This is a genomic window from Gimesia aquarii (genome assembly GCF_007748175.1).
GTDB classification, from domain to species: Bacteria; Planctomycetota; Planctomycetia; order Planctomycetales; family Planctomycetaceae; genus Gimesia; species Gimesia aquarii_A.
The window spans coordinates 7,066,016-7,086,434 of the sequence record NZ_CP037422.1; the positions used below are offsets into that span (position 1 = coordinate 7,066,016).

At 46.3% G+C, this 20,419-nt stretch carries 14 protein-coding genes; 7 read left to right on the forward strand and 7 right to left on the reverse strand.

The window, feature by feature from the left end:
• Positions 1-571: 571 nt before the first annotated feature.
• Together V202x_RS26625 and V202x_RS26630 are read left to right on the forward strand one after the other, a co-directional pair.
• Complete coding sequence (locus V202x_RS26625) at positions 572-970, forward strand: BlaI/MecI/CopY family transcriptional regulator (protein ID WP_145180031.1); 399 nt, start codon at positions 572-574, stop codon at positions 968-970.
• Positions 967-5,574 (forward strand): M56 family metallopeptidase, encoded by a 4,608-nt coding sequence (locus V202x_RS26630; RefSeq protein ID WP_145180033.1) that lies wholly within the window; start codon positions 967-969, stop codon positions 5,572-5,574. The genes V202x_RS26625 and V202x_RS26630 overlap by 4 nt, the downstream gene beginning before the upstream one ends.
• Before the next feature lie 57 nt (positions 5,575-5,631).
• Here V202x_RS26630 and V202x_RS26635 read toward each other — a convergent pair whose 3' ends face one another.
• The 3 genes from V202x_RS26635 to V202x_RS26645 all read right to left on the reverse strand — a co-directional run bounded on the left by V202x_RS26635 (position 5,632) and on the right by V202x_RS26645 (position 10,215).
• On the reverse strand, positions 5,632-6,615 hold the full coding sequence (locus tag V202x_RS26635) for an HAD family hydrolase (RefSeq protein WP_145180035.1): 984 nt from the start codon (positions 6,613-6,615) through the stop codon (positions 5,632-5,634).
• Between the two features lie 88 nt (positions 6,616-6,703).
• Positions 6,704-8,446, reverse strand: a complete 1,743-nt coding sequence (locus V202x_RS26640; protein ID WP_197993114.1) for an arylsulfatase — start codon at positions 8,444-8,446, stop codon at positions 6,704-6,706.
• A 620-nt stretch (positions 8,447-9,066) separates the two neighbouring features.
• Complete coding sequence (locus V202x_RS26645; RefSeq protein WP_145180037.1) at positions 9,067-10,215, reverse strand: GntR family transcriptional regulator; 1,149 nt, start codon at positions 10,213-10,215, stop codon at positions 9,067-9,069.
• A gap of 292 nt (positions 10,216-10,507) precedes the next feature.
• Here V202x_RS26645 and V202x_RS26650 point away from each other — a divergent pair, with 292 nt between their 5' ends.
• The 5 genes from V202x_RS26650 (at position 10,508) to V202x_RS26670 (ending at position 16,651) form a co-directional block, all read left to right on the forward strand.
• Complete coding sequence (locus V202x_RS26650; RefSeq protein WP_197993115.1) at positions 10,508-12,091, forward strand: HTTM domain-containing protein; 1,584 nt, start codon at positions 10,508-10,510, stop codon at positions 12,089-12,091.
• A gap of 125 nt (positions 12,092-12,216) precedes the next feature.
• Positions 12,217-13,236 carry a DUF1559 domain-containing protein gene (locus tag V202x_RS26655; protein WP_145180041.1) on the forward strand — a complete coding sequence of 340 codons (1,020 nt, stop codon included), beginning with the start codon at positions 12,217-12,219 and terminating at the stop codon, positions 13,234-13,236.
• A 114-nt stretch (positions 13,237-13,350) separates the two neighbouring features.
• Entirely contained in the window at positions 13,351-13,812 is a 462-nt protein-coding gene (locus tag V202x_RS26660) for a DUF4198 domain-containing protein (RefSeq protein WP_144990349.1), read from the forward strand.
• Positions 13,813-13,969: 157 nt separating this feature from the next.
• A complete protein-coding gene (locus V202x_RS26665) occupies positions 13,970-14,854 on the forward strand; it encodes an inositol oxygenase family protein (protein ID WP_145180043.1) in 885 nt (294 codons plus the stop codon).
• A 96-nt stretch (positions 14,855-14,950) separates the two neighbouring features.
• Positions 14,951-16,651, forward strand: coding sequence for an alkaline phosphatase (locus V202x_RS26670; protein WP_145180045.1), 1,701 nt, complete (start codon positions 14,951-14,953; stop codon positions 16,649-16,651).
• A 41-nt stretch (positions 16,652-16,692) separates the two neighbouring features.
• On the opposite strand, the gene V202x_RS26675 is transcribed toward V202x_RS26670, so the two are convergent.
• From V202x_RS26675 to V202x_RS26690, 4 genes are all read right to left on the reverse strand, one after another.
• Complete coding sequence (locus tag V202x_RS26675; RefSeq protein WP_145180047.1) at positions 16,693-17,466, reverse strand: MBL fold metallo-hydrolase; 774 nt, start codon at positions 17,464-17,466, stop codon at positions 16,693-16,695.
• 245 nt (positions 17,467-17,711) lie between these two features.
• The gene (locus V202x_RS26680; protein ID WP_145180049.1) at positions 17,712-18,461 is read right to left on the reverse strand and encodes a glucose 1-dehydrogenase; all 750 of its coding nucleotides are present in this window, start codon (positions 18,459-18,461) and stop codon (positions 17,712-17,714) included.
• Positions 18,462-18,493: 32 nt separating this feature from the next.
• A complete protein-coding gene (locus tag V202x_RS26685; protein WP_145180051.1) occupies positions 18,494-19,636 on the reverse strand; it encodes an FAD binding domain-containing protein in 1,143 nt (380 codons plus the stop codon).
• Complete coding sequence (locus V202x_RS26690) at positions 19,630-20,310, reverse strand: DsbA family oxidoreductase (RefSeq protein ID WP_145180053.1); 681 nt, start codon at positions 20,308-20,310, stop codon at positions 19,630-19,632. Before V202x_RS26690 ends, V202x_RS26685 begins: the two co-directional genes overlap by 7 nt.
• Positions 20,311-20,419 lie beyond the last annotated feature (109 nt).

Here is a 20,419-nt window from a genome sequence, read left to right on the forward strand (position 1 = left end):
TTTCTTACCAGATGGCTGATTGGCATTTTTCTAAAGCATTGGTGTTACCGCTAATGAAAGATCATGCAAATTGGCACAGAGCAGTCAATTGGAATAGTTGGCGTGAATGTGAACCGAAGTGAGCTGAAGTCAAGCTGTTGTGAATCGAACCTGATTCGAAGATGAGTCGATAGAGTACTTTTTTGAGGAGGTCATTTGAGATTTTGATAAAAAACGTTCCATTTCAGGGGGGTTTTATAGTGATAGCATCGACAGGAGCAGAGACATTCACTGGCAAAAACAACTCCCACGCGCGCGCGACGCAGATCGCGCAGTTTCGATAAAGGCATAACGGAGTCAACACGAATAATGTGCAGTATTATTTGGAAGCATTTACAAGTTTGTGACACTCGATACAGTTTTTGGAATCATAAGTCCTTTAGAAAAAGGATGTATCGCATTTTAGAAGGGGTCACCAAACCATCAATGAAGGTAAGAGCGATTCACTTTTGTCACTAATTAATTAGTTTGGTATTGACAAATGAAAAAACGACACGCAAACTGCACTAAATAATTAGTGAGGATTAAATTGATGCCACGCCCGACCTCTAAACAACCGACAGAACTGGAACTGGAGATTATCAAAATTCTCTGGCGCGATGGTCCATCTACCGTACGACATGTGCGCGAGCAGCTAGAGCCTTTCCGAGAATTGGCCCATAACTCGGTGATGACAGTCATGGGAATCATGACAGACAAAGGCTACTTACGGCGTCGTCTGCAATCGAACGGTAGCGGATATCTCTACACTGCACGAATTCGCCGTAACGCAACTGTACGTGGAATGCTGAGCGATCTTGTCGATCGCGCGTTTGCTGGTTCCACCATGGACGCCATTCTGCAACTGCTCGATACATCTGATCTGGACACCGAAGAGCTTACCCAACTTCGTCGCGAATTAGATCGCAAAGCTAAGGAACGGGATTCATGATTGAACACGTACTCGCAGTTCGTTTAGTACAGACTCTCGTACATTCACTCTGGATCGGTGCGCTCGCTACAGTGATTGCATGGAGCGTGTGTCGATTCTTCGTGCAAACTTCTAATATCCGCTATGCTGTCTGGTTGACTGCATTGCTGGTCCTTGTCACATCGTTACCTGCCACGTTCTGTCTGCTACCTGGCAGAGCTGATTCAGGATCCAACACGGTATCTCTTACGGAACAACGTAGTCACACGATTAATGCAGTACTACCAACACCAGAAGTGGAAGACAGATTACCTGTTCCAGAATATCGGTCTGAGAGCATTCTCGCACCGACAAATGCCATCGAACGGCCTCCAGCAGAACTCTCAGTCGGAATGAAAATCACTTGGGCCGAATGGCTGATTGCCGGCTGGCTATCGGGCATGATTGTCATGTGCGGTCGACTCATCGTTTTACTGAATCGAGGACGAACATTGAGACGGCTTTCATCGACGATTGATGACCCCCGTGTGTTACAAATATACCACCAGACCACCGAACGACTGCAATTGAGCATGATACCAGCAATTGCCTGGTCCTCTGAGATTATGGTTCCTGCGGTCGTTGGCTTTGCACGACCGATGATTCTGCTACCATTGACAATGACAACGGGACTTACTTCTGCACAACTCACAGCGATATTGCTACATGAATTAATGCACCTGAAACGGCGTGATCCATTAGTGAATTTAATTCAACTCATCACTGAATTGGTTTGTTTTTACAATCCTGCGATCTGGGTGATTTCGCGGAATATCAGAGCCGAACGTGAATACTGTTGCGACGATGCTGTTTTGCAGTTGAATGAAGTAGACGCTGTTGACTATGCCAATGCGCTGGTTTTAGCTGCAGAACACGTTCAACATACAAAGTCAGTCCCACCGACGATTCTCGGCGCTGCATTAAAACGCGTTTCGGGGCTTAAAAAACGCATCGATCGTATTTTTGGTCGCTCCACAACACCTCAGCCACTGTTAGCTGGAAACCCCTTGATTGCCGTCTCTGTTGTGGTCATTGCGATTGCTGGTCTCGTGGCCACTGGAGATACTGCTCCGACGGAATCCGAAAAATCAAAGCCGGCGGCCAGTGAAAGCGAACGTAGTCGACTATTGCGATTGCTGAATGATTCTGACCCGTTCATTCGTCGAACAGCATTAAACGCATTGCGCGAGCAAGCAGAATCAACGCTGGTTCCAAACTTGATCAAAATGCTGAAAGACTCAGATGGGCCTACGCGAACGACAGCAGCATATATGTTAGGTGATCTGCAAGATGACAGTGCCGTACAACCATTGATTGACGCATTAAGGAACACGAAGGACCGTTTTGAAATCAGTGCTATTATTCATAGTCTCGCAATGATCAAAGATGAACGCGCAATTGAACCTGTGGCCAAAGCGCTACGTGAGCATCCGGAGCTTAGCGCTCATTCCATCCGCGAAGTTGCCAGATTTGATAATGTACGCATTCGTGACGCATTGTTTTCCCAGCTTCCACCAGAGGGGGTCTCCGGATTCAATCTCGTTTATGTACTAGCCAACATGAATGAACGCCGTCTGATACCTCGATTATTGAAGCTACTCGAGAATCCAAATGAAAAGCATACACGAACAATTCAGGTACTGGGACAGCTGAAGGCAACCGAAGCTGTGGAACCTTTACTCAAACTTATCACAACTACAACAAATCGTGACCGGTTTTCGGATGTTCCTAACTTGGTATCAGCAATTTCCGCCTTGTCAGCCATTGGTGAAGAACGTGCCGTCGAACCGTTACGAAACCTGTTACAACATGAACAGAATGAAAAGATTCTCACAAGCTTGTGCCGCGCGCTGGCAGAGTTTGGCGAACAACGGGCACTGCCACAGATTGAGAAGCTGAGAACATATGAAGATCGGCGACTACGTGAAGCTGCCGAAAAGGCATTGTACGATATCAAGTTGGGTGCTAATCACGCACGGCACAAATCAGGTGCGTCGAAAGGATTGGCAGTGGCCCGTGAATCGCTGGGAAAAACGAATGAAAAACTCGTTTTAGCGGCAATACGCTATGTGGCACTACACGCGGAAGATCAAAGAGCGATTCTTCTGAGACCACTGGCTCAACACAAAAACGATGTGATTTGTAAAGCCACAGTGACCGCCCTTTTGAATGATGAATCTGATGCGGCAACTGAAACCCTGGCGGAGTCACTCACTACGAATTATGCAGATCATACAGCTGCCGTACTTGCACTCGCAGAACGAGGTGACAAACGAGCTTTTCCTATGTTAGTGGAAATGACACAGGACAGTAACAAATACACACAACGTGCTGCTGCCGAACATCTTCATTATTTCGGACGCAAGGCAAATCCAGCGCTGTGCCGGCTGTTGAAGTCTTCTGATCCGGGTACGCGACGTGCTGCCATTTCTTCGCTTTATAAAGTTGCCGATGAATCTGCTCTCGATGCTCTGTTGGCTTATTTAGCTATTGAAGAGAAAGATCGCGCTGTTGACCGCGCGATCATTGCACTGGGACGCATCAATCATCCACGTTCCATCGCCTACCTTAAATCGATTCTTGACGACCCTTTACAACGTCATACACGGTCTGCTACGCGGTCACTGATTCGACTTGGCTGGAAGCCTGACACGAAAGAAGAGCGCATTCGTTATCTCATCGCTTCCGGAAAATCGCAGGATGAATTCGTCCCACGCACGAAAATGATAGATGGTCACACAAGCGGTAAGTTTCATTTGAACGTGCCGATTCAGACACAACTCACTGCCGGCACACCAGAATATCCGCATATTGTCAGTATTGGATCGGTTGAAATTCGCAAAGATGCAAATAAACTAACTGCCACATTACGTGGAGGAATCAACAGTTGGCCTGCCGCGACTTTCAGACTCGGCTTGCGTTTGTTTGACAAAGATGATGTTCTCATTGCAAAGGCTCACTCGGACGTCAGCTCTCCGGGGTTTATCATCAGTCGAATAAGTCGGTCTTCATTGCAGCCTGTTCGGCTCGACTTTGGTTCCCAGGATACGAAACGAATTGATCATTTCGAATTGAGTTTTAACGAAGTACCTCGTAAACTTCCTGCCAATACGATAATTACACCACCTGTCGAATTAGGATTTGCCAGCGATCAAACACTTTCACTAAATCTCAGCGCCAAGCGGGGGGATCATACAATAATAAACTGTGACAGTCTGATTTTCACAAAACAGGAGCCTGATTCCGATGATCACCCTCTTTTCTCTGGTAAAGTATCCTTCAAGAATGCCGGCGGACTGAATGCCGACTGGCGGATGTGGATCATTGCGTTTGATTCAGAAAATAAGGTCATCGGCCGAGGTAGTCACAAGCTAACAACAAAACTATCCGAAGATACGAAATCAAAGCAAGAGACCTTTAATGTTCCTCTCAGAATTTGGGATGATGTTTCCGCAATTAAGAAGTTGCGTGCAGGAATTTTATTAACTGAAGTTCGCACTGGAGTTAAAGGAAACCGCGTTACCGAGTCCGTTACTCACAGCATTCCCAAGTCGGCAAAGCCGCTGATTCTTGATGATGGAACCGCAGAGTCTCGTCGTAGTATAGCCGCATCTGGTCATGCTGTTCGATTTGATCGACCGACATCACGGCGATACCTCGAAGCCGTACAAATTTTCGCGGCACGCTACGGCACTCCTAAACCTCCGAAGGCTGACTTTTATGTCTATGTTCTGGACGAGAAACAAAAACTCATCGCCGAATTGACATTTCCTTATTCGACCATTGAGCGAGGTGATCTCAAATGGTATACGTTGCGTACTCCATCAATTGAATTGCCAGACGATTTCCACATCGCGCTCGCGTTCAACCCGCATCGAACAAAAGGTGTTTATCTGGGGCTCGATGACAGTCCTTCCAAAACAAGTTCTTTCACAGGCCTGCCAAATGATGGTTTCATCGCACTCGATAAGAACCAGAACTGGATGGTCCGTCCATTCATTGCCCCTAAAGCAACTGCGGATCTCGGGGAACGTCGTCTGGCCGATCGTCCTGCAGCTTCAACAGCCGATCCTTTCGCTGGATGCATAGAAGTTCATTCGGTCGCGGGAGCATCTGCTGGCAAACAGAGCTATGGTGGTTCTGGGCCTGCAATCGACATCAATATGGAGGAATTGGTTCCCCAAGATGTAGCTCTCGACAGCCTGCGTCTGAAAGGAATCCGCTTATACGCAAGTCGTTATGGATCCGGCTACGATCCGAAAAAAACAATGCTTGACATCTTAGTCGCTGACAAGGATGCAAAAACACAATGGTCACATTCATTTCCATTCTCTGATTTCGGATATCGAAAAAAATGGATTGATCTCGTGATTCCCGATCCTCCGCTTATTTCCGAACTTCTCGATCAGGGAAAACTAACATTGGGTCTTAACCCTCACGCGACTCAGTTCAAAGGCATCTATTTTCACTACATCAAGACAACAGGCAATAATGGCAGTGCACGCGGGATTGTTCCTGGAAAACGATACTTTGATGTATCCGGTAGGAAGTGGATGATCCGTGTGTTTTTGTCGAAGCAACCGTAACCTTTGTCTTTGATTAGTCGCTTATTTAAAAGAACAAACTAAAACTATAGAAGAAAACTATTTTTGAAATGGATAAATTGCTTTCCAGTCTCGTTTCATATCCACCACGGTCCAACCTCGCTGTTTGGCTTCTTTCAAGGCGACATCCAGACGCCCGACATGCGATTGCCGGTCGTAAGCCCATTCACGTTTGGAATCTGTGTGATGCACGAGTAAACCAAAACGAATTCCATCGCCAGCAGTAGTCCACTGCAACATTTGCAGATCACCGTCTGAGTTGCCGAAAGCGGCAATGGGCCGACGGCCAATGAACTTATTAATCGCAACTGGTTTGCCTGCTTTGTCGTCGATAAAATCGATTTCGGACAAACGAACGATCACAGGCTTACCTTTGCGGATTTCAAATTTTGTTTTAATACTACTCCCTATAACTTGTTCGGGCGGGATTCCGTAAACATCTTCCGCGAAGACGCGCAGAAATTCGATTCCGCCTCCCGAAACGATGTATGTTTTGAAACCGTTTGCACGCAGGTAGGCCAACAGTTCAAGCATTGGCTGAAAAACCAACTCTGTGTAAGGCCGATTGAAGCGTGGATGCCGCGCCGTTTTAAGCCAGGCTCTTACTGTTTTCTTGAATTCCTTTGTCGTTGTACCAGCATGAGTGGTCATAAGCAGGATCATCATATCTTTCGCACTGAGCGAAGTAAGTGCTTTCTGCTCCTCTTCGAGTATTGTTTTGAATGGTTGCTCTGTTTTCCATTCTGGATGTTTTGCTGCGAGTGCCTTGATACGGTCAATGGCAAATTGAAGCTGAAAGTAAACCGGCTTTTCCGACCAGAGAGTACCATCATTGTCAAAGGTTGCAATCCTCTGAGGTGGGGAAACATACTCTGGATTACCTTTGGTGGTAGCACGCTTTACAAAATTGATAAGCGCAGTCTTCGTCGGCCCTGTGTTCCAGGACGGCAGGGGGTCATTAGCACGAACGACTGAAGTCAAAATGGCAATCAAGACAAATATTAAGATGCCCAATCGGTTCATCGGAATGTACTCCATATACTCTGAATAAACAAAATAAAACGGCATGATCCTGAAACGACCACACCGTTCCATTTTAAGAAATCCAGATCTAGTTACTGCCTAACCCCTGCCTCAATTTTTCCATCACTTGATCGAGACTGAAACTGGCAGCCTTCTGACGAGGCGGATATTCCTTAAATGTTTCAAGAAAGTTTCCGACATAAGCCTGCGCTGGAACGATCATGTATGCGTGATCGATTACCCAATCGTAGTAAGTATTTGAGGTGAGCTGTGAGCGCTCGTAGGGATCACGACGTAAGTTGAACATTAATGGCAGGCGTAGGGGAGTGAAGGGGTTGGCCCATAATTTCAAAGTTCCTGTTGCACGTTGTTCCATGAAGACCAACTTCCAGTCTTGAAAACGCAGGGCTGTTAAATCCCCATCGTCTGAAAAGTAGAAAATCTCATTGCGTGGAGACTTCTTTTCCTGTCCCGTCAAATGTGGCAGGAAGTTATAACCATCCAAGTGAACCTTGTAATTACGATCGATGGCTTGATGACCTTTTAGAAGCTTTTCTTTAACGTCCGTTTCACCGGCAGCGGCAAGAAATGTTGGCAGCCAATCCATGTGGTGCATGATTCCGTTAGAAACTGAGCCAGCCTTGATCTTGCCAGGCCAGCGGACCATTGCTGGCACACGCCAACCTCCTTCCCAGTTAGTATTCTTCTCGCCACGGAAGGGAGTCATGGCTGCATCAGGCCAAGTATTCATGTGAGGTCCGTTATCGGTACTGTAGAAAACAATTGTATTGTCGGTAATTCCCAGGTCATCGAGTTTCTTTAGCAATTGACCCACGTGCCTGTCATGTTCAACCATGCCATCAGCGTATTCATCCTGCCCGGAAATGCCACGATTTTCTTTCTTAACATGCGTACGAAAATGCATGCGTGTTCCGTTCCACCAACAGAAAAACGGCTTATTAGCTTTATGCTGTCGTTCGATGAAGTCTAACGTGGCAGCAACGGTTTCGTCATCGATCGTTTCCATCCGTTTCTTGGTCAGAGAGCCCGTATCTTCGATCTTGCCATGAGCGAATGATTTAATGACGCCACGTGGACCATATTTTTTCCGGAACTCAGGATTCTTAGGGTAGTCCTCGTTTTCTGGTTCTTCTTCCGCATTCAAGTGATAGAGATTGCCCAGGAACTCATCAAAACCATGATTTGTAGGTAACATTTCGTTTTTGTCACCCAGGTGATTCTTACCGAACTGACCTGTTGCATAACCATGATTCTTTAACAGACCAGCGATAGTGGGATCTTCAATACGCATTCCTAAATCGGCTCCCGGTAAACCAACCTTGCTGAGCCCCGTGCGAAAAACACTTTGGCCCATGATGAAAGAAGACCTTCCCGCCGTACAACTTTGTTCGCCATAGTAGTCTGTGAAAATTAAACCTTCATGTGCGATGCGATCAATATTCGGAGTACGGTATCCCACCAGCCCCTTCGTATAAGCGCTGATATTTGATTGGCCAATATCATCACCCCAGATCACCAGAATATTTGGTTTTTTGCCAGTTCGCTGTTGGATAACTGTTGAAGCAGCGGCTACCGCCTGCTGGTTGGTAGCGATTAACAGTTTAGACTGCGTGTTCCCATCATGAACTAAGTTCGTCGAATCAGAATCCGATAGAGATGATTGCTGTTTAGAGTCAGATTGCCTCGAACTGAAAGGAATCTTGGATTGTACTTTTGCAGCCTTAGTTACATTGAAGTCGGCACTAGCAGCCAGATATCCGAGGAGCACGCCGACTCCCACTAATGATAAAGAAAAGAGCTTGATTCTCATAAGTAGAGTCCTCAAAGAAAAAGAATCCGTTATAGAGATGATAAGTTCGCATGTTTCGCAGGGTAAGGAAGAGATCCTTACTATAAATATAGCTGTGAAAACGAGATCTCGATTCAATTTGGTACCAGTGACCGTATAGATGCATACTATTATTGTACTGCGGAGCACAAATTTGATTATCTTTTTATATTTTCACCCAGAATTATTCTTAACGACACAGCCTCATAATGATCAAAGAGTTTCAGGCAAGAGAATAGCACTGAACGACAGTTGTTAAATTTCAAATAGACAGGACTTATCCACCCTATGAAGATCAAGGGATATTAGAAGTGATGTTTCTCACATCTCACTGTTTATATGAGAGTGGTGCTTCGTTTTCAATAAAATTTCCCGCCACACCAAGATAACGATGAGAAAATCTATTTCAGAAAATGTTCCCTCGTTTACTTTTAAGCATGTCAGAAAATTATCAAATACTTGCGAATAAACTTTGTTACTGAAAGGATATCGTATTGCCTTTGCGTTGGTAAAAGATTCCCATCGTGAGCATAGAGCAATATAAGCGCGGAAACATCTGAAAGTCTACAAAATAAGGTAGCATATATCCGGAGCCATGAACTCTATTGAATTTCACGAGAGATAGCAGGCTCATCTTTCGCAGCTACACCGCACGATTTTCGTACAATGAGTTCGGATTCCAGTTGTACCGTTCGTGCGGGCATGTGTGGTGCAGCAATACGAGAATTCATTAATCGCACGGCTACTTCGCCAAGTTGTGCGCAGGGCTGACGAATCGTTGTCAGCGGGACAGCAAGTAGCTGTGCGTACTTTACATCATCGAACCCGACCACGGCAATTTCATCGGGAATACTCACACCGAGTGTGTTGAGGGTTTGCATCAGGTGGGCAGCAACAACATCGTTTTCACAAGTAAACGCATCGGGATTGTGATCTGAAAGAATCTGGCCAATGAATTCATGATCACGGGCATCACCCTGGTGAACCCATTCGGGATTAAACACTTGACCGGCTCGCACGAGAGCAAGCTGGTATCCGGCAAGCCGTTGCTCCATGGAATCAGAGGTACCCGGCCATTGCAAATAAGCAATACGCTTGCGTCCCGACTTGAGCAAAAGCTCGCAGAGCTTGAGTTGTCCGCTGAGGTGATTTACTGTTACCAGGTCATACGAACTGCGTTCGGGGAATTGTGCCACATCGCGATCAAGTAACACGACAGCAATACCAGCTTCATCAAGTCGATCAAGAATTCTTCGATCCGCGTCTTTATCTTGCTGAGTTGAGACCATAGGAACAAAGAACACTCCGGTTACTCCTTCATCAATGAAGCTCTTACAAGCACGTTCGGCCCGCTCTGCAGAGACAGCAAGCCGACCCTCTTTTGTATTAGAATCATTGACCACACCAGCGTCACCCCATAGAAGCGAATATCCAAATGGCTGTACCGTACGTGCGATTTCTGCACAAACCGGTTCGAAGATCTCAGTGTTACCCAATTCTGGAATGAGAAGACCAAGTCGCTGCTCGGATTCGGATGACTTGGCTTCTACAAATGTTCCCGCACCAACTCGGCGACGGATCAATCCGAGCTGTTCCAAATCACGCATCGCTCGTGCAATCGTGGGACGCGACACGGATAAACGCTCGCTTAACTCATCATCGGTTGGCAACTGATCTCCAGGAACAAAATGTCCACTATCAATGGAGTTTTGGATGTAATCCCGAACGAATTGGTGTTTTGGTCGTGACATAATTTTCAAACATTACATTGATTTCAATGTTCAACTCAAGGCAAAGAATTCAGATTCTTCCCATTTATTCATAAGTTATTCACAATTTATAAATAATCAGCATCATTTGTAAACACATATTTATAAAAACAGAATTAATACAAGTAACATTCATATGTTCTCATCAAACGAATTAATGAGTTTTTTTTGCAAAAACAGATAATTACATGTTGACAAATTGATTATTAGCCACTTATATAGCAATCAATTGTAAATTATTTGTCATGTCTAATATTCAATAATGAAAAAACATATGACTGAACAAGCACAAATAAATTCCATTGAATCGGACGCACAACTCCCTCGAAATAGGGATTGGCGTTCGCATCTCTTTGAAAGGGTCGACATCGCATCACTGGTTTTGTTCCGCATTGCGTTTGGCGCAGTAATGCTGTGGCACATCTGGGAATACTTTAAGATTGGAGTGATCAAGGCAGATTATATTGACCCACCGTTCCATTTTACCTGGTATTGGTTTGATTGGGTCAAGCCATTACCCGGGTCAGGCATGTACTTGCTCTATTATACGATGGGTATCTTGGCAGCATGCATTATGGTTGGATTGCATTACCGAATCAGTTGCCTCCTGTTTTCGTTGCTATTCACCTATTGCTTCCTGATTGATAAGGCTTATTACCTCAACCACTACTACCTCACATGTCTGGTCAGCCTGTTAATGGCATTTGTTCCAGCCCATCATGCACTATCTATTGACGCATGGATGCGACCAAACTTGAAGTCACAAACTGCACCTCGGTGGGCGCTTTGGTTAATGCGATTCCAAATTGGGGTTCCGTACTTTTATGGTGGTCTGGCAAAACTGCAGCCAGACTGGTTACGGTGCCAGCCTATGAAGATTGCACTCGCGCAGCGTGCTGATCGGTTTCCTTACCTTGGTCAATTCTTCACCGAAGACTGGATGGTCTGGTTTTTCAACTATGGTGGATTGGTCTTCGATTTATCGATCGTGCCCCTCCTCTTATGGCGGAAGACACGAATACCAGCATTTCTGGCTGCTCTATTCTTTCACTGTATGAACTCTGTCATGTTCGATATCGGGTACTTCCCGTGGTTTATGATTTTTGCAACCACTCAATTCTTTGAACCAAACTGGCCTCGTCGTGTGATCAACTTTTTCTGGTGCGGTCTGGGAGGGCGTACTATCGCAAAGAGTTCTGTAGAGCAACAGAGATTCTGTAGCACATTAACACCGCTACAGCGTTGGGGCTCTGCCTTACTGATGGCTTACGTTCTTGCGCAACTAGTTATTCCATTTCGCCACTACTTCTACCAAGGCGACGCAAGTTGGACAGAAGAAGGACACTGCTTCGCCTGGCATATGATGTTGCGTGGCAAGTATTGTGGAGTTCGCTTCTACGCAACTGATCCAGAAACCCGGGAAACGATGGTCATTGATCTACGGCCGTTTCTGACAACCCGTCAGATGGGTAAGTTGGGAAAAGATCCTCATATGGTTCATGACCTGGCGCTCTTCCTCAGGGATGAGTTAGCGCGGGACGGCCATCCCAATATGGAGATCCGTTGCTTGGATTTGGTTTCAATGAATGGGCGTAAACCACAGTTGCTCGTTGATCCCCAAATGGATCTATCTAAATTCGATCGAACCTGGCGCCGTGCGCCGTGGTTGGTAGAACTTCACGAATCTCTACGAGATCGGGCATGGCTCATGCCTATTGCTGAATGGGAACAGCATCTGGATATGAAGCAGCTTCTTGAGGGAACACCCATGTCACAGACAAGGAGGAAGGCGCGCCAAAGTATGCCATCTGGAATTGTTGACGACAATCAGCTCAGTGTGGCACAAGGACAAAATTAAGACTTCTCAAGTCATGATGGCTGGGGGAATCGGCACTTGCAATCTTCAGGAACGTAAGGTCGAAACGCGGAAAAGGAAGTTTATTCTAATATTTAGTGATTTAACTTTTGGTGGAGGAAGATTTGATGCAGAAATTGCAAAAAAGGCAGGCATTTACGCTCATTGAGCTGCTGGTGGTGATCGCGATTATCGCAATTTTGATTGCTTTATTACTACCCGCTGTTCAACAAGCACGAGAAGCGGCCCGACGTTCCCAGTGTAAAAATAATCTGAAGCAAATGGGTCTGGCGATGCATAACTATCACGATGTATTTGGGATGTTTCCACTCGGTACAGGATGGGATGATCACGACTACGGCTGGGGGACACGTATGCTGCCTTATTTAGATCAAGCTTCGTTGTACAATCAAATTGATTTTGCAATTGATGATTGCAGTAAACTTCTCTGCAGTAATGATAAATGGCCGATTTCAAATGCGGGCGTACCCCGCCCCAATATCGAAGGCACAATTCTAGCAGCCTTTATTTGCCCTTCATCCACTTTGCCAAATCGTTCTACAGGACAAGGGTCAGGTGTCGATACATCAGTGGGCTCAGGCAAGAGCGACTACAAAGCTTGTGTCGGTAATGACGACTGGACCGATGGCATCTTTAACAAACCCAGTGATGCAGTCTCTTCATCTGGTGGCCCCTCCGGCGTCACAGCAGCAACTCGCATACGCGACGTAATTGACGGAACGAGTAATACAATCGCAATTGGAGAGTCCTCGTATTACAACGCAATCGACGTAGACCCCACACTCGAAAGACCATGGGGAGCTGCGACAGGCGGGCAGAACGACCGAGATTTCCCAATCTGGGCAGGAGCCGGCGGGCAGGACGAGCAAGTCTTTGCAAAAACGGACCGGCGTTCTCCACTTAATAGCCGTGCAGATGATGACGGCTTTTTTAGCTTCCACGTAGGTGGTGCCCATTTCCTGTTTGCTGATGGATCTGTGCACTTTCTTAGTGAGAATATCGACTCACGATTTGGTTGCTCTTCTAATGACTCTACCTGCCCCTCTCCGGTACCTGCCCGGTCGCAATGGGGAACGTACCAACGATTGGGTAGTCGCAACGATGGGCAGACTGTAGGTGAATTCTAATGAGGCGCTAATTTTGTCTCTATCGTACCAGTCTTCGCATACTCAGTGTGCGAAGACTGGCAAGCGATTCACGTGATCCAATTTTTATCGAATTACTATTAGTGAGGTTCCATCATGGTTCAAGCGAGAGGAATCATAATAGGTCTTCTGCTGTTCACAATGTTGATCTTAAGTAATGGCTGTGGAGGTAGCGGACCAGAAATGGCAAGAGTCAAGGGGCAAGTTCTTCTGAATGGAGAGCCGGTGCCAGGTGGTAAGGTAATGTTTAATCCAGTTGCGATCGGCGATACTACTGAGGCAAAAGGCCGTCCCGCTATGGGTAGTGTTGACTCCAATGGAGGTTTCACATTGACGACATATGAATCCGGTGATGGAGCAGTTGTCGGAATGCATCAGGTAGACTATCTTTCACCCGATAATGAGGATTTAGAAGAAGATGGTGATGCAAAGGTCGCTCAATGGTTTAAAAATAAAAAAATCTTTGTGCCCGCTGATCTCAAATTTGAAATTGTATCAGGAAGCAATGAAATCAAACTCGAACTCAATGAGCGATCCGGAAAAGCACGAAAACGATGATTATTACGAATATAAGTATGGTTGATCCGTAAGTGTATCAGAAATATGGGCCTTGTAGATAAATACGATATTACAAGCGTTCGTCACTACAATTTATCCCAATTACAAAAAGCGCATGAGGAATTAGAAACTTACCTCTTGCAAATAAGGAGCATTCATGGATCGAGGAGTTTCCACAAATAAAGACGTGCCATTAGCGAGCCTGGATGACTGGGATCACGACGTACGACGGCGTTATCCCAGTCCATCAAGCCCAAGTGAAATTAGTGATATTGACCAACACTTTAGAAACTATGATGCTGATACAAGTGCGGGAGTCTGTGAATTCTATCGCCTTAATCATGTTAAACAGACAGTTGAATTCAATCGGTCTATACGAGAAAAATATCTTCCACTACAGAATCGAAGGATGAGTGTCTGGGAGGCCATCCAATGTCTTGATGAAATCGTTGACGAAAGCGATCCCGATACGGAATTGCCTCAAATCGAACATGCCATCTTAACCGCAGAAGCCATTCGTGCCGATGGTCATCCCGACTGGTTTATACTTGTCGGTTTGATCCATGACCTTGGAAAGGTATTGTGCCTGTTTGATGAACCTCAGTGGGCAGTTGTGGGAGACACGTTTCCCGTTGGTTGTCGTTTTTCCGAGAAAATTGTCCTGCATGAGTTCTTCAAAGAAAATCCGGATATTCATGTTCCCGAATATCAGACACAGTTTGGAATATTCGAGCCAAACTGTGGTCTCGATCAAATCATGCTTTCATGGGGACATGATGAGTATATGTCACACGTTGTAAAAGACTTCCTGCCGGAAGAAGCGCGTTACATCATCCGCTACCACTCATTCTATGCATGCCACCGAGAAGGCGCATATACACATTTCATGAACGATCTGGATTACACCATGATGGAATGGGTACGTCGATTCAATCCCTACGATTTATACACAAAGGCAGACAAACGACCGGATCTAAATCGCTTACTACCCTTCTACGAAAAACTGGTCAGCAAATTTTTTCCTGCTGAGCTGCAGTGGTAAAGGTCATGAGGTTGGCAACACATGCTGAACAGTACTGCGGTGCGGTAGTATCATTGGTAACCATAACCCTCAACAGATCATATTGGTAAATCAAACATGAAGTATCTCACGCGTATCCTATTTATCACCTCAATGTTCTTACTCTTTCACGATATAGCTTCGGCAGCCGATCCTATCCGTGAAATCCAGAACAATGCCGTACTTCATAACCGCTCACCTGTATTACACTGGGGGTACAACCCAGACAACTATTCAACCTGGACCAGCCATTCACTACGGTTGGTACCCGTTTATACTTTCGGAACTAAAGGAAGTGGTAGCGGTATCGACCTCAAGTCTTACACAAAAGAAAACAGCCCCTATCGAAGTTCTGATGCACTGCGTCAGATCTATGGATATCTGCCTGAAAACTCTTTGAATCCACAGGCAGAATACCTCGACAACACCAACATTGCCGACATGCAACAAGCCGCGTTATCTGCTGGGAAAAAGCATATTTTCCTTGTGATCTTTGATGGGATGGACTGGCAAACGACACAGGCGGCCGCCCTGTATTATTCCGGTAAAGTATATAAAAAAGGGCGCGGACACGGGCTGCACTTCCTGGATTACACAGCAGGGGATACGACACAGTATGGTTTTGCCGTGACCGCACCTCACAACGAAGAAACTGAAACCAACGTCAATGACCAAACCGTCCTCAACCCTGGTGGTCAGCTTCGAAGTGGCTACAACTCGGCAAAGGGGGGGCCAAACCCCTGGAGTCCTGGAAACGACAATAAGTACATTATTGGAAATAAGGGAAACGGTTTTGGTGAGCATGCCTATCCGGATTCTGCCAATACAGCAATGGCCATGACATCGGGAGTAAAATCCTACAAGAAAGCACTAAACGTGGACCATTTGGGGGGCCAAGTCTCAACAATTGCTCATGACGCACAACAAGAGGGATATGCAATCGGCATCGTAACCAGTGTTCCCCTTAGCCATGCCACTCCGGCGGCAGCTTATGCGCACAATGTTTCCCGGCATGACTATCAGGATCTGGCCCGAGACTTGTTGGGGCAGGCCTCAATTTCACATCCTCATCAGCCCCTTACTGGGATGAACGTCGTGATCGGTGGCGGATACGGATTCCCCGCCAAAGACAAAGATGTAGATCGGCAGGGGGCCAACTTTATTCCGGGAACTGCATACATTACTTCCGAAACGATTTCGAAAGCTAATGTCAAAAATGGGGGGCAATACACGGTTGCTGTGCGAACCCTCGGACAAAATGGTCATGAAAGCCTGAAACGCGCTGCAGAAGAGGCGCGGCGAAAAGGCACTCGACTATTGGGAGTTTATGGTGTGGGAAAATATGAAGGCCATCTACCCTACCAAACCGCCAACGGCGACTACCAACCCGCTAACGGAAAAAAAGACGTCGCCGAACAATACACGCCCGCTGATTTGTATGAAAACCCAACGCTGGCCGAGATGACAGCATCTGCAATCAAAGTGCTTTCGGCTGACAAAGAGGGCTTCTGGATGATGGTCGAAGCAGGAGACGTCGACTGGGCGAATCACGACACCAATTTAGATAACTCGATTGGTGCCGTCAAAAGCGGAGACGATGCCATTAAAGTCATCACTGATTGGGTGGAACGGAACAGTAACTGGAATGAATCCATTCTTATAGTAACCGCGGATCACGGCCACTATCTGAATCTCGATCAACCTGAAGTGATTGCTGCCGCCAAAGCCAATGAAAAAAAGAGCCAATACAAGCAAACGAATGCTTCATCAGGACCATGACGAAATCTTGAAACTTCACAAGCATTATCAGTAAAACAAGGCTAGGCAGTGGCTACTGGGAACTGAGGCAGCTCGTTGATGTCGTGGTAGCCAATCATTTCGATCTCGTCTGTGTGAGAAGTAAATAACCGGCGCAGTTCCTTGAGACTAGACTGACGCAAGTCGTCGTCATCGGCTCTCTGAGCAGCAAATGATGAGACTGGATGGTTATCGTCCGTCAGTTCCGCGCGCAGGTAGTACGCATCACCGGCATGGAGTAACCACCGGCTGTTCTGCCGAATCGCAACACCGCAATGCCCGATGGTGTGCCCGAATAAAGGAATCAATAGAACTTCCGCTGCAGGATCCACATTGATGGGACGCGCCTGCAATCCGAACCAATCTCTCTCGCCACGAGAGTAAGTTTGCCAATTCGGACCATGTTCGAAGTGGCTGGTGACATATCGCCAGTGTCCGGACTGCATATGCTGCAGTTCCTCCTGTGCGACATGGACTTGAGCATTGGGAAAATCAGCCAAACCACCGGTGTGGTCAGGGTCGCAGTGAGTCAGAACAATGTGACGGACATCATCAACTGAGAATCCTAAGGCTTCGATTCGTCGTACTGCGGTATCTGATTCGTTGAATTGAAAGCCAGCCATGTCGATCAATTCCTGGCCCAGGCGTTCAACCGGGTTTTGTACGTCTAACAGCCCAATTCCAGCATCCACTAACACGAGTCCCTGCTTGCTTTCGAGGAGAAGACAATGGCACACTACAGTGGGGTACCCTTGCACAATCAGTGTCCCGCAATTGATATGATGAATTTTCGTCACTGTTGGTTCCTTGTGTGCAAATATATGAGTTTAGACAATTCGCGCTGGCATCAAGAATGCAACTGAAACCAAATGGAACACCAGCTGTTTTCTGGGATTAAGGGCGCGACTCGCTATGTCGTTTTGACTCTAATCTTATGAAAGTTACAAGTCAAGCAAGCTACGATTGTGAATTAAATGCCAACCATTGCAGATCCCCAATCATCTTTAACCAGATTCGTTTACAGTCATCTATTTGATTGAAGCTACTGTGAGCATACTCCACCATCTACTGGCAGCGTATGCCCTGTAACATATCGGGCCTCGTCTGATAGCAACCAAACCACCGCATCGGCAATCTCTTCCGGTTGTCCAATTCTACCCATTGGGACAAAGGCAGCGTAACTATGGGGATCACCACCAGTACCTTCATGTAGAAGTGGTGTTTCCACAGGACCGGGTCCAACGGCATTGATTCGAACCCCCCGCTTGGCATAATCAAGTGCTGCTGCTTTCGTCATTCCAGTAACGGCATGTTTCGTTGAGACATAGAGCGACCACCCAGGATAGCCATTTAAACCAAAGATAGAAGACGTATTCACAATACTCCCGCCACCCTGTTTGAGCATTTGCTCGATCTCGTACTTCATGCAGTAAAACACTCCCTTGATATTGACGTCGAACAGAGTCGATGCCTTGTCTATGTCCTGTTCGTGTAGCGGCACCTGTTCTCCATCCATGCCAGCATTGTTGAATCCAAGATCGAGCCTCCCAAACTCGGTAACTGCTCTTTGAACTAATGACATTACATCATCAGGTTTACTGACATCAGTCTGTTGGAAGATCGCTCGGCCTCCAAATTGTTCGATCGTTTGCACAACTTCTTCACCCTTTGCTGCGTTCCTATTTCCAATAACCAGTGTCGCCCCTGCCTTTGCCATCGCTAATGCAGTAGCTCTTCCAATACCAGTTCCTCCACCAGTAACAATTCCCACTTTTCCATTCAAAATTGCCATGTTATTTATCCCAGCTTTAAGTTTTTCTATGATTAATTATTAAACTGTGATCGATTACCAAGACGTTGTCCGTATTTCTTTAAGCGATGTCCCATTTGAAGTTGATCGGGCTCCCAACGTCGTAACGCATCGTCTACTTTACCTCCAGTCGCTACCAAACAGTCTGCCAGCGCCAGAGCATTAGCTGCTGTCTTAGCTGTGCTTGCGGCAGTATGAGGGCGAGGAACAAATGCGGCATCTCCCGTTAAGCAAACCCGGCCAAATAACATCCGTGGGACAGCCAGATCATGAATCGTTTGTATGAATGGTTCCTCCGTATATTGGATCAGACGCGAGAAATCCGGTGGTAACATACAATTCGCTTTTCGATAAAGCAATTCAATGGAATGATGATCAACAAATCCTTGAGGGACCGAAAACTCTCGACGTCGCTGATCTTTATCGGTCAATACTTGATCTAATTCGTCGCCAGGAGCAGCATTCAAATACCACACCCAATTGAGCCGCCGTTCTCCAGGTAATAACGACCCATTGGGTCCGGGAATCAAATAGCAAAGGATGTGTGTATGCGGAGCTTGAAAGAACGTAAACCTGCCAGTAAATTCATCAGCGAGCTCAGGAATTTGATCTTCCATAACTACTCCCCGCCATGCGATATATCCGGCATACTCTGACCGAATCTCTAGTAGCACTTGCTGACGCACGCTCGACCGAGGGCCATCTGCACCCACTAACAAATCACAAATTTCCTCTTGCCCAACATTCAAATGGGTTATTACAGACTCCTCACGTTGCTCGAAATCGAGTAACTGAATTCCTGTATGGTAGCAATTGTCAGGAACTGCTTCCCTTAATTTTCGATACAGCATATCCCATGAAGTCATGGATTGAGACATAGGTGATTCTTGCAGAACTGTTCCATCTTTAGAAAGATAGCGACGGCTGTGAACGGGGACACAAATTTCTTCGGGCCTTGCGACTTGATACTTATCAAACAGTTCCAGGACTTCCCTTTGCAAAACAATACCCGCTCCTCGATCTTTCATTAATCCAGTAGATTTTTCAAAGACTTGAACTTCGCAGCCAATACCTCGCAGGGCTACCGCATTGCATAGTCCCCCAAGAGAGCCACCAACAATTATTACTTTTGGAGGAAAATTGCTTGATGTTAGCATGTTTTCTTTCCATCTGACTTAATCTCACAAGAGTCATGCTCGTTGCTAATAAGTTGCTCGAAGGCGGAGAGAAAAACATCTGAGTGTTCCGCACCAGAGAAAGAAATTTCATCATTAACCACCGAGAACGGTACACTTCGCACACCGGCCTGGCGAGCGGTTTGCTCTGCTAATTGGAGTGCGTCTATTCCCTCGTTGCTAGCCAACAGATTTGCAGCCCGGTCACGGTTCAGGCCACCTCCCGCAACGACTTCGAGAAGTGTTTGGTAATCGCTGATATCGCGGGCTTCGACGAAATAACTATGGAAAATAGCTTCCACAACTGCTTCCTGGACACCTTCCAAACCAGCCTGCCAGACCAGTCGGTGAGCAGCAAACGTATTAGGAGTTATTTTGATTTTTGCGAAACTGAAATCAATGCCGACCTCGGCTCCTGCAGCGGTTACTTGAGCGTCGAGTGCCAGTGACCGTTCCCAACTGCCAAACTTATTACTACGGTACTCTCTGCGGTTTATACCCTCGATTGGCAAAAGAGGATTGAGTTGGAAAGGGTGCCAGTCTACTTTTACGACTGACGCATCACCTAAATGTTCAATCGCTTTTTCCAGTCGTCGTTTGCCAATATAGCACCAGGGACAAATGATGTCTGAAATAACATTTACAGTGAGCGTCATTGAAATTTTCATCCTTTCATGGCTTTGAAGCAGTTAGTTCGCTCAGTACCATGTTATAGGTCGCACTCATTCATTGGACAAGTAGGCACTTTTGGGTTCCCTGGAGGCA